A 10,926-nucleotide genomic window follows, 5' to 3' on the forward strand; every position below is an offset into this window, starting at 1 on the left:
GCGTGTTCGTGGCGCGCGCGCCGCCCCCCCAGCCGGGCGCCGCCGCCGTCCGTCGCCCCGGCCCCCGCCCCCCGCGGCCCCCCGCCCACCCGTCAGGACAGGTCGACCAGCGTGCCGATGCCCTGGCGGCGGGCCGCGTCGACGACCAGGCGGGCGGCGGCGACGTCCTGGATGCCGAGCCCCACGGAGTTGTAGAGGGTCACCTCGTCCTCCGCGGAGCGCCCCACGGCGCGGCCCGTGATCACGTCGCCCAGTTCGGTGCGGAAGTGGTCCTCGGTGATCGCGCCCTCGGCCAGCGGGATCAGCACCTCGCCCGACTCGCCGCACGCCACCGGGAAACTGTCCACGATCACGCGGCTGCGCACGATGCCGGTGGTGTCGATCTCCCGGTGGTCGGGGCGCGGCGGCGCGCCCACCGCGTTGACGTGCAGCCCGGGCCGGAACCATGCGCCGCGCACGAGCGGCTCGCGCGAGGGCGTCAGGGTGCACAGCACGTCCGCCTCGCGGGCCACCTGCTCCGGGCCGTCGGCGACCTTGACCGCGAACCCGGCCTCGCGGGCGTGCGCCGCGAACGCGTCGACCGTGGACCGCGAGCGGCTCCAGACCACCACCTCGTCGAGGTCGCAGACCAGCGCGTGCGCGGCCAGATGCGTCCGCGCCTGCGCGCCCGCGCCGATCAGACCGAGCGTGCGCGCCCCGGGCCGCGCCAGGTGCTTCGTGGCCACCGCGGAGGCCGCGGCCGTGCGGACCTGGGTGACCGGCGCGCCGAACAGCAGCGCCTCGTACCGGCCCGTCTCGGGGTCGATCAGCGTGATGATCGACTGCTGCACCGGAAGGCCCCGCTCCGCGTTGCCCGGGGTGTCCGTCAGGAGCTTCACGCCGGCGCCGCCCAGCGGATCGACCGCGGCCGCCATCGGTATCAGCAGGCTCGCGTCGCCGGGCAGCGAGAGCGCCTCCCGCTCGGGCTGCCGGGCCGCGCCGGTGGACAGCGCCGCGTGGGCCTGCTCCACGGCGGCGATCACCTGCGCCATGTCGAGCAGGCCGGCGACCTGGGCGCGGTCGAGGACGAGCAGCGGCTTGCGGTTCACTTGCGCTCCTTGCAACGTACGGTTCGGCGACAGTGACATGGTTAGCAGTCATCTGATGACTTTTTGAAGGGGTGGGAGTGAAGAAAATCGAGCGGGCCACTCTGGTCGAGGCGGTCACGAGCCGGATCAGGGACCGCATCACCAGTGGTGCGTGGCCGGTCGGCACCCGCATCCCCTCGGAGCACGAACTCGCCGCGACGCTCGAGGTCAGCCGGGTCTCGGTGCGGTCCGCCGTGCACGGCCTGGTCGAGGTGGGGCTGCTCGCCGCGCGGCAGGGCGACGGCACCTACGTCGCGGCCCGCGACGCGACCGAGGTGGCGATCCGGCGCCGGCTGTCCGAGGCGCCCCGGGGCGACGCCCGGGAGGTGCGCGGCGGCTTCGACCTCGTCGCCGCGGGACTCGCGGCGACGCGCCGCACCGACGCGGACCTCGCCGCGCTGCGCGACGCGCTGGACCGGCGCCGGGCCGCGGCGGGGGAGACGCCCGACGAGGCGGCGTTCGTCGCCGCCGACGTGGACTTCCATCTCGGGGTGGCCCGCGCCGCCCACAACGAGCTCCTGTACGAGCTGTACGCGACCTTCACCGAGGCGCTCGCCGACAGCGTCCGCGAGAACCGCTGCCTCAAGGACGCCGCCGAGGGCGCGGAGGACCGGCACGAGGCACTGGCCGCCGCGATCGCGGCCGGTGACCCGCTCGCCGCCACGGACGCCGTGCTGACGATCCTCGGGTCCGTACCCGGCGCCTGAGCCGCCGAGGGGGGTCAGGCCGCCGCGGACGGGGGCGGCGGCCAGCCTTCCAGGATCGCCAGGGCGGCGGCGGTGGCCGCGCCCGCGTCCCCCGTGTCCACGGCGGCGAACAGCTCGTCGTGGAAGGGCTCTTCACCGGCGTCGATGCACTGGCTCGACCGGACCGTCGCGCGCAGCGCCTCGCTCATGTTCCGGTACAGGTCGCGCAGCAGCGGATTGTGCGAGGCCTCGGCGATCCGCACATGGAAGTCGACGTCGGCGTCGGTGAACGCGTCGACGTCGGCGGCCTCCCGCGCCGCGGCCCGGCGCCCCAGGGCCTCGCGCAGCGCGTCCACGTCCGCCTCGGTCCGGGCGACGGCCGCGAGCCGGGCGGCCACGATGTCCAGGCCCCGGCGCACGTCCAGGATGTCGGTCTCGGCCGAACCCGCGAGATGGCGGCGCAGCAGCGTGTGGTCCGCGTCGGACGCGGTGACGAAGGTGCCGGCGCCCTGCCGGGTTGCCAGCAGCCCCATGTGCACCAGAACCCGGACGGCCTCCCGGATCGACAGCCGGCTGACCCCGAGGGTGTCCGCGAGCCGCCCCTCGGACGGGATCTTCTCGCCGACCTGCCACGTGCCCCGGGCGATCTCCGCCTTCAGCTCCCGGATCACGGCGTCGACGATCGACACACGTCCCACAGCTTCCATCGGTGCCTCTTCACGACAGTCGGATGATCGGCGACCACCGCACCTTACGTGACGCGGCAGGTGACGTCCGAGGCGATGACGGGTACGAGGCCGCGGGATGTGGTCGGATGGGGAGCGCACGCCTCCCGGAACAACCTCCGGCGACAACTCCAGGAAAGGGAAGGACCCATCGTGGCTACCACGCGCTCCGCCCACACCGTGTGGGAAGGCAACCTGCTCGAGGGCAGCGGCACCGTCACCTTCGACTCCTCCGGCATCGGCCAGCAGCCGGTGTCCTGGCCCTCCCGCGCCGAGCAGGCGAACGGGAAGACCAGCCCCGAGGAGCTGATCGCCGCCGCGCACTCGTCCTGCTTCTCCATGGCCCTCTCGCACGGCCTGGCCGGCGCCGGCAACCCGCCCACCAAGCTGGTCACCTCGGCCGACGTGACGTTCCAGCCCGGCGAGGGCATCACCGGCATCCACCTCACCGTCGAGGGCGAGGTGCCGGGCCTCGACGAGCAGGCGTTCCAGGCCGCCGCCGAGGACGCCAAGAAGAACTGCCCGGTCAGCCAGGCGCTCACCGGCACGACGATCACCCTGACGGCCAAGCTGGCCTGACCCCCGGCACCTGCGCCGCGGCCCGCCGCGGCGCAGGTCGGCCGCGTGCCGCACGAACAGCGTCAGCCGAGCGAGGCGCGGAACTTGCGCAGGAGCTCCAGCGTCCGCTCCGCGCTCGCCGCCTGGGCCGCCAGATGGTCCAGGACCTCCAGGTGCGCGCTGACCTCGTCGCGCGAGTCCAGGTACAGGGCGCCGGTCACGTACTCGCTGAACACCATGTCCGGCAGCTCCCGCACCGGGAAGCGGAACAGGCTGAACGGCCCGTACGTGCCCGGGTGCGGGCCCGCCGAGAACTCCGCGAGCTGCAGCGTCACGTGCGGCAGAGCCGCCGCCTCGATCAGCCGGTCCAGCTGCCCGCGCAGCACCCCGGGGCCGCCCGGCGGCCGCAGCAGCACCGTCTCGTCCATGACCGCCCACAGGTGCGGGGCGTCCTCGCGGGTGAGCAGCGACTGGCGCGCCATGCGCAGCGACACGTGCCGCTCGATCTCCTCGGGCCGCGAGCGCCCCACCGTCCCGGCGTCGAACACCGCCCGCGCGTACTCCTCGGTCTGCAACAGGCCCGGCACGAAGTGTGGTTCGTAGGAGCGGATCAGCTCGGCCGCGCCCTCCAGGCTCACGTACAGGCTGAACCAGTCGGGCAGCACGTCGTGGAAGCGCTGCCACCAGCCGGGCAGGTTCGCCTCCTCGGCCAGCGCGACGAACGCCTCGATCTCCGGCTCGGGAACCTCGTACAGCTCGAGCAGCATCTGCACGTAGGGGATCTTGAGGGCGACCTCGGCGGTCTCCATGCGGCGGATCGTCGCCCCGGTCACGCGCAGCGCGCGGGCCGCCTCGTCCCGCTTGAGGCCCCTGGCCTCGCGCAGGTCCTGCAGGCGTCTGCCGAGGACGACCTGACCCACGGTGGGGGCGGGCCGTCGTTCACTCACGTCACGTCTCCCCACGTGCCGGCCGAGGACGAGCGGCGGCTACGATCCGGTGCGCTCCCACCCCCGTCGCTCCGGCCGCGCGGCCAGGCGCCGCGGGTCGCGGCTGCGGTAGACCACGTACGGTCGGAACAGGTACTGCACCGGCGCGCTGAACATATGCACGAGCCGGGTGAACGGTACCAGCGCGATGAGTGACATGCCTACTACAGCGTGGATCCGGTAGAGCACCGGCACGCCGTCCATCAGGCCCGTGTCCGGGCTCAGGGTGAACAGGCTGCGGGCCCACGGGCCGATCGTCTCGCGGTAGTTGTAGCCGTCGCCGGAGGCGTGCGTGAGCTTGGCGACCATCCCGAGCACGATCGCGCCGAGCAGGAACACGTACATGAGCTTGTCGTTGCGGGTGGTCGCCTTGAAGACGGGGGCCTTCGTGCGCCGCCGGTACACCAGCAGGAAGATCCCGCACACCGTCAAAGCGCCCGCGAACGTGCCGCCGATCAGGGAGAACAGGTGGTACGTGTGCTCGCTGACGCCCACGTTCTCCGTCCACGACATCGGGACGAACAGGCCGACGAGATGGCCGACGAGGACGAACAGAATGCCGTAGTGGAAGACCGGCGAGGCGATGTTCAGCAGCTTCGACTCGTAGACCTGCGAGGAGCGGGTGGTCCAGCCGAACTTGTCGTAGCGGTAGCGCCAGATCGTGCCCGCGACCAGCAGGACGAAGACGACGTAGGGCAGGACGCCCCAGATCAGAGTGGTCACGGGGCGTGCTCCTTCACCAGCAGCGGCAGTTCGCCGAGCTCCGGGCGGAAGCCGAAGGGTTCGAGGCCGACGTCCTCGCGCGGCGGGCCCGAGCGGGCCAGCGCGAGCGCCGCGGCCCGGTCCTTGGGGGAAGGCCCCGGCAGCGTGGCGCACACCGCGTCGAGGACCGCCGCGTACGGGGTGCCGTGGTCGCTCAGCGCGATCCGCAGCAGTTCGAGGCCGCTGCGGTGCTCCTCCAGGAGGAACGGCCCGGCCTGCGCCGAGAACTCCAGGACCGCCGGCAGGAAGTCGGGCAGCTCCTCGCCCGTGAACTCCATGCCGTGCTCCCGGTAGATCTCCTTCATGCGGACCAGGGACATCCCGCGCCGGCGCGTGTCCCCGTCCCGCCACCACGTCAGATACAGGCTGTGCCGGTTCTTGAAGTCGAAGACCCGTACGTAGTGCTCGGCCAGCTCCTGCGGGGGCGTCGCCTCGGCGTGGTCCACGAACGGGGCGAGCGCAGGGGCCGCAGCGCGCACGAGCGGCAGCCGGCCGTACAGCTCCTCGTCCGGGTACGTGAGACAGAGCGCCGCCGCCTGGTACAGCAGCGCGGTGCGGTCGGTCATCAGGCCTCTTCCTGCTGGTCGGCGGTCTGGCGGCGTTTCGTCAGATGGAAGTTCTCCACGGAGACGACGGGCAGCAGCTTGCGGCCGCCCGTCGTGGTGTTCCCGGAGTCGCCGCCGAACGGGCCCTCGCCGCCCATCCCCGGCCCGTCCTCGTAGTCGAGCGAGCAGGAGTCCGGCAGCGCCGACTCCTCCAGGCGCTGCGCGTCGCCGACCGCCGCCGTCGGGATCACGTACCGGTCCTCGTACTTGGCGATCGCGAGCAGCCGGTACATCTCCTCGATCTCGGCGCCCGACATGCCGACCGACTCCGCGATCGCCTGCTCCGGCCGGTCCCCGAGGTTGACCGCCCGCATGTGCGAGCGCATCGCGGCGAGCTTCTCCAGGGACGCCCGCACCGGGCCGACGTCACCGGCCGTGAAGATCTCCGCCAGGTACTCGAGCGGGATGCGCAGCGTGTCGATGGCGCCGAACAGGTTCGCGTGGTCCTCGCCGTCGTGGCCGGTCTCGGTGAGCGCGTCGACGACCGGGGACAGCGGCGGGATGTACCAGACCATGGGCATCGTCCGGTACTCCGGATGCAGCGGGAGCGCCACCTTGTACTTGCTGATCAGCGCGTGCACGGGGGAGCGGCGCGCCGCCTCCATCCAGTCGAAGGGGATGCCCGCCTCCTCGGCGGCCCGCCGCACCGCCGGGTCGTCCGGGTCCAGGAACACGTCCAGCTGGGCCTCGTACAGCGCCTTGTCGTCCTTCGTCTCGGCGGCCGCCGTCACCTTGTCGGCGTCGTAGAGGATCACCCCGAGATAGCGCAGGCGGCCCACGCACGTCTCCGAGCAGACCGTGGGCAGGCCCACCTCGACGCGCGGGTAGCACATCGTGCACTTCTCGGCCTTGCCGGTGCGGTGGTTGAAGTACACCTTCTTGTACGGGCAGCCGGTCACGCACATGCGCCAGCCCCGGCAGTGGTCCTGGTCGACCAGGACGATGCCGTCCTCCGCGCGCTTGTACATGGCGCCGGACGGGCAGGACGCCACGCACGACGGGTTGAGGCAGTGCTCGCAGATGCGCGGCAGGTAGAACATGAAGGTCTGCTCGAACGCGAACTTCACCTTCTCCGCGGCCTTCTCCCGGGTCTTCTGGACCATCGGGTCGAGGTCGCCGTACTGCGGGGCGCCGCCCAGGTTGTCGTCCCAGTTCGAGGACCACTCGATCTTCATCGGCTTGCCGGTGATCTGCGAACGCGGCTGCGCCACCGGGTAGTCGTCGCCGAGCGGGGCGTCGGTGAGGTTCTTGTAGTCGTACGTCCAGGGCTCGTAGTAGTCCTTGATCTCGGGCAGCTTCGGGTTGGAGAAGATGCCCGCGAGCTTGCGCAGCCGGCCGCCGCCCTTCAGCTTCAGGGCGCCCTTCTTGTTCAGCTCCCAGCCGCCGCGCCACTTGTCCTGGTCCTCGTAGCGGCGCGGATAGCCCTGGCCGGGCCGGGTCTCCACGTTGTTGAACCAGACGTACTCCATGCCGTTGCGGTTGGTCCACGCCTGCTTGCAGGTGACCGAGCAGGTGTGGCAGCCGATGCACTTGTCGAGGTTCATGACCATCGCGATCTGAGCCATACAGCGTCCGATGGTGACTTCGTCACGGGGCATGCGTTCAGTACTCCACCTTCTGCGAGCGGCGCCGGATGACCGTGACCTCGTCGCGCTGGTTTCCCGTCGGGCCGAGGTAGTTGAACGCCCACGACAACTGGGCGTATCCGCCGATGAGATGGGACGGCTTGAGGATCAGCCGGGTCAGCGAGTTGTGGATGCCGCCGCGCTTGCCGCTCGCCTCCGCCTTGGGGACGTTGACGGTGCGCTCCTGCGCGTGGTGCATGTAGACGGTGCCGGCCGGCATGCGGTGCGAGACGATAGCGCGGGCGACGACGACGCCGTTGCGGTTCACCGCCTCGATCCAGTCGTTGTCCTTCACGCCGATCGCGTCCGCGTCCTGCGGCGCCATCCAGATCGACTGGCCGCCGCGCGACAGGGCGAGCATGAACAGGTTGTCCTGGTACTCGGAGTGGATCGACCACTTGTTGTGCGGGGTGAGGTAGCGGACCGTCACCTCCTTCTCGCCGTCCGGACCCAGGCGCGGCTCGCCGAACAGCCGGTTCATGTCGAGCGGCGGCCGGTACACGGGCAGGGCCTCGCCCAGCTCGTGCATCCAGTCGTGGTCGAGGAAGAACTGCTGGCGGCCCGTGAGGGTGTGCCAGGGCTTGAGGTGTTCGGTGTTGAGGGTGAACGCGGTGTAGCGGCGGCCGCCCGACTCGCTGCCCGACCACTCCGGCGAGGTGATCACCGGCACCGGCGCGGCCTGCGTGTCCGCGTACGTGATCCGCTTGCCCTCGTGTTCGGCGGCCAGATGCGCCATCTCCTGGCCGGTGCGCGCCTCCAGGGTGTGGAAGCCCTGCGTGGCGAGCCGGCCGTTGGTGGTGCCGGACAGGGCGAGAATCGTGTTCGCCGCCTTGACCGCCGTGTCGAGCGCCGGGCGGCCGTCGGCCGGGCCGCCGCGCACCGTGCCGTTGCGCTCGCGCAGCTCCTCGACCTCCTGGTCGGGGTGGAGCGCGATGCCCTTCGCGGGCAGGCCGAGCTTCTCGACCAGCGGGCCGAGCGCGGCGAACTTCGCGCCGATCGCCGTGTAGTCCCGCTCGACCACGACCAGGTTCGGCAGCGTCTTGCCGGGCACCGGCTCGCACTCGCCCTTGCGCCAGTCCAGGACGACCCCGCCCGGCTGCGCGATCTCGCCCGGGGTGTCGTGCTGGAGCGGCGCCGCCACCAGGTCCTTGCGCACGCCGAGATGGCCGGCGGCCAGCTCGCTCAGCTTCTCCGCGAGCGCCTTGAACGTGTCGAAGTCGGTGCGGGCCTGCCAGGGCGGGTCCACGGCCGGGGTGAACGAGTGGACGTAGGGGTGCATGTCCGTCGACGACAGGTCGTGCTTCTCGTACCAGGTCGCGGCGGGCAGCACGACGTCGGAGAGCAGCGTCGAGGACGTCTGCCGGAAGTCGAGCGAGAGCAGCAGGTCGAGCTTGCCCTCCGGAGCCTCGTCCCGCCAGGTCACCGTGGAGGGCCGCTGTGCGGGCGAGGCCTCCTCGGCGCGGAGCGAGGACTGGGTGCCGAGCAGGTGCTTGGTGAAGTACTCGGCGCCCTTCGCCGACGAGCCCAGCAGGTTCGCCCGCCACAGCGTCAGCACGCGCGGCCAGTTCTCCGGCGCGTCCGGGTCCTCGCAGGCGAACTTCAGCGTGCCCGCCCTGAGCTGGCCGACCGTCTCCTCGACGCTCTGCTCGCCGAGCTCCAGCGGGTTGCGGTCGAAGGTCGGGTACGAGGGCATCCAGCCCGAACGGGCCGACAGCGCAAGGCAGTCCGCGCCGGTCATGCCCTTGAACGCGCCGTTGCCCAGCGGCGAGGCCAGCACGTCCGCGCCGAAGCGGTCGTAGCGCCACTGGTCGGCGTTGAGGAACCAGTACGCGGCGCCGATCATCTGCCGGGGCGGCCGCGACCAGTCGTTCGCCGAGGCCAGCGAGGCCCAGCCGGTCGACGGACGGCACTTCTCCTGGCCGACGTAGTGCGCCCAGCCGCCGCCGTTCCTGCCCTGGCAGCCGGTGAGCTGGAGCAGCGCCAGAAAGCCCCGGTAGATGGTCTCCGAGTGGAACCAGTGGTTGGTGCCGGCGCCCATGAGGATCATGCAGCGCCCGCGCGACTTCTCGGCCGTCGCCGCGAACTCCCGGGCGATCTTCACGCACTTCGCGGCCGGCACCGAGGTGAGCGCCTCCTGCCAGCCCGGGGTGCCCGGCGTGTCCCCGTCCTCGTACGAGGACGGCCACTGCCCCGGAAGACCCTCGCGGCCCACGCCGTACTGGGCGAGCAGCAGGTCGAACACCGTCGTGACGAGCGGACCGCCCTGGCCGCCGAGCCGGGTCGCCGGGACGCCGCGCCGCACGGTGTCCGCGGAGCCCTGGCCGTGCTCGCCGCCGTCCGTGTCGAAGCGGGGCAGGAGCACCTCGACGCCGGCCGCGACGTCGGAGCCGTGCAGGCTCAACTGGGGACTGATGCTGCCCAGTTCGAGGTTCCACTTGCCCTTGCCGGACTCCGTCCAGCGAAAGCCCAGCGAGCCGTTCGGCACCACCGGCTGCCCGGTCGTCTCGTCGAGCACCGCCGTCTTCCAGTCGGCGCCCTCGCCGCCCTGCCCGAGGTCGGCGGCGCGCAGGAACTTCGACGGGACGAACGCGCCGTCCCGCTGCTCCAGCGTCACCAGGAACGGCAGGTCGGTGAACTTCTTCACGTAGTCCGTGAAGAACGGAGTCCGCCGGTCGACGAAGAACTCCTTGAGGATCACGTGCCCCATGGCCAGGGCGAGCGCGCCGTCCGTGCCCGGGTGCGGGTGCAGCCACTCGTCGGCGAACTTCGCGTTGTCGGCGTAGTCCGGCGCCACGACGACGACCTTCTGACCGCGATAGCGGGCCTCCGCCATCCAGTGGGCGTCCGGCGTGCGCGTCACCGGGACGTTCGATCCCCACATCATCAGATATGCGGCGTCCCACCAGTCGCCCGACTCGGGGACGTCGGTCTGGTCGCCGAACACCTGCGGCGAGGCGACGGGCAGGTCGGCGTACCAGTCGTAGAACGACAGCATCGGCGCGCCGATCAGCGACATGAACCGGGCCCCGGCCGCGTGCGACACCATCGACATCGCGGGGATGGGGGAGAAACCGGCGACACGGTCGGGCCCGTACGTCTTGATGGTGTGCACATGCGCCGCAGCGACGATCTCCACGGCCTCGTCCCAGGTGGCCCGCACCAACCCGCCCTTGCCGCGCGCCAGTTGGTACCTGCGACGGCGCTCCGGGTCCCCCTGGATGTCGGCCCACGCCTCGACCGGGTCCTTCAGCCGCGCCTTCGCCTCCCGGTACATCTCCAGGAGCACGCCCCTGATGTACGGGTAGCGCACGCGGGTCGGCGAGTACGTGTACCAGGAGAACGCGGCGCCCCGGGGACAGCCGCGCGGCTCGTACTCCGGCCGGTCCGGGCCCACGCTCGGATAGTCCGTCTGCTGGGTCTCCCACGTGATGATGCCGTCCTTGACGTACACCTTCCACCGGCACGAGCCGGTGCAGTTCACCCCGTGGGTCGAGTTCACGACCTTGTCGTGGCTCCAACGGTCCCGGTAGAAGACGTCCCCGTCCCGGCCGCCCTTGATTTGCACGCTGTGCAGGTCGGGGGCGGCCGTGCCCCGCCGGAAGAACCGGCCGGCGCGGAGCAGCGCGGCGGCCGGTTCGGTGGGGGTCCCCGTCGTGTCAGCAGTCACCGTCTGTGCTCCCTCGTCATCCGTCCTTCGGACGCTAAGCGGCGTCCGCCGGGCGCACGACCGGGCTGGTCCGTACGGGTGTGCGTCTCGTCGCCGGGTGCGGGTCCGGTGGGGGCTGGTCGCGCCCCGCGGCGGAGCCGCTGATGTCACAGCCCCGCAACCCTGGAGATGCGCACTTCGTGCGC

Annotated in this window: 9 protein-coding genes; 2 read left to right on the forward strand and 7 right to left on the reverse strand. The window is 71.7% G+C overall.

Annotated elements, in window-relative coordinates:
• Nucleotides 1-92: 92 nt before the first annotated feature.
• Nucleotides 93-1,088 carry an ornithine cyclodeaminase family protein gene (locus tag ACFW9D_RS31400; protein WP_384627526.1) on the reverse strand — a complete coding sequence of 332 codons (996 nt, stop codon included), beginning with the start codon at nt 1,086-1,088 and terminating at the stop codon, nt 93-95.
• 77 nt (nt 1,089-1,165) lie between these two features.
• Here ACFW9D_RS31400 and ACFW9D_RS31405 point away from each other — a divergent pair, with 77 nt between their 5' ends.
• On the forward strand, nt 1,166-1,834 hold the full coding sequence (locus ACFW9D_RS31405; RefSeq protein ID WP_384627528.1) for a FadR/GntR family transcriptional regulator: 669 nt from the start codon (nt 1,166-1,168) through the stop codon (nt 1,832-1,834).
• A gap of 14 nt (nt 1,835-1,848) precedes the next feature.
• On the opposite strand, the gene ACFW9D_RS31410 is transcribed toward ACFW9D_RS31405, so the two are convergent.
• Nucleotides 1,849-2,520, reverse strand: a complete 672-nt coding sequence (locus ACFW9D_RS31410; protein WP_384627531.1) for a FadR/GntR family transcriptional regulator — start codon at nt 2,518-2,520, stop codon at nt 1,849-1,851.
• Between the two features lie 171 nt (nt 2,521-2,691).
• Here ACFW9D_RS31410 and ACFW9D_RS31415 point away from each other — a divergent pair, with 171 nt between their 5' ends.
• Entirely contained in the window at nt 2,692-3,117 is a 426-nt protein-coding gene (locus ACFW9D_RS31415) for an OsmC family protein (RefSeq protein WP_188336000.1), read from the forward strand.
• A 62-nt stretch (nt 3,118-3,179) separates the two neighbouring features.
• Here ACFW9D_RS31415 and ACFW9D_RS31420 read toward each other — a convergent pair whose 3' ends face one another.
• From ACFW9D_RS31420 to ACFW9D_RS31440, 5 genes are read right to left on the reverse strand one after another with little or no spacing between them, the layout of a single operon-like run.
• A complete protein-coding gene (locus ACFW9D_RS31420; RefSeq protein ID WP_384627534.1) occupies nt 3,180-4,043 on the reverse strand; it encodes a helix-turn-helix domain-containing protein in 864 nt (287 codons plus the stop codon).
• Between the two features lie 39 nt (nt 4,044-4,082).
• Nucleotides 4,083-4,805, reverse strand: coding sequence for a respiratory nitrate reductase subunit gamma (gene narI, locus ACFW9D_RS31425; protein ID WP_384627537.1), 723 nt, complete (start codon nt 4,803-4,805; stop codon nt 4,083-4,085).
• Nucleotides 4,802-5,410 (reverse strand): nitrate reductase molybdenum cofactor assembly chaperone, encoded by a 609-nt coding sequence (narJ, locus tag ACFW9D_RS31430; protein ID WP_188335997.1) that lies wholly within the window; start codon nt 5,408-5,410, stop codon nt 4,802-4,804. Before narJ ends, narI begins: the two co-directional genes overlap by 4 nt.
• Nucleotides 5,410-7,047: a nitrate reductase subunit beta gene (gene narH / locus ACFW9D_RS31435; protein ID WP_384627541.1), complete on the reverse strand. Its 1,638-nt coding sequence runs from the start codon at nt 7,045-7,047 to the stop codon at nt 5,410-5,412. The genes narJ and narH overlap by 1 nt, the downstream gene beginning before the upstream one ends.
• A 4-nt stretch (nt 7,048-7,051) precedes the next feature.
• Nucleotides 7,052-10,741, reverse strand: coding sequence for a nitrate reductase subunit alpha (locus ACFW9D_RS31440; protein ID WP_384627543.1), 3,690 nt, complete (start codon nt 10,739-10,741; stop codon nt 7,052-7,054).
• Nucleotides 10,742-10,926 lie beyond the last annotated feature (185 nt).

The sequence above is a fragment of the Streptomyces sp. NPDC059524 genome, from assembly GCF_042749255.1.
In the GTDB taxonomy this organism is placed as follows: Bacteria; Actinomycetota; Actinomycetes; order Streptomycetales; family Streptomycetaceae; genus Streptomyces; species Streptomyces xanthii.

Bases quoted from the DNA above. Each gene is read 5' to 3' on its own strand.
- narJ (WP_188335997.1), bottom strand. From the start codon at position 5,410: ATGACCGACCGCACCGCGCTGCTGTACCAGGCGGCGGCGCTCTGTCTC.
- ACFW9D_RS31410 (WP_384627531.1), bottom strand. From the start codon at position 2,520: ATGGAAGCTGTGGGACGTGTGTCGATCGTCGACGCCGTGATCCGGGAG.
- narH (WP_384627541.1), bottom strand. From the start codon at position 7,047: ATGCCCCGTGACGAAGTCACCATCGGACGCTGTATGGCTCAGATCGCG.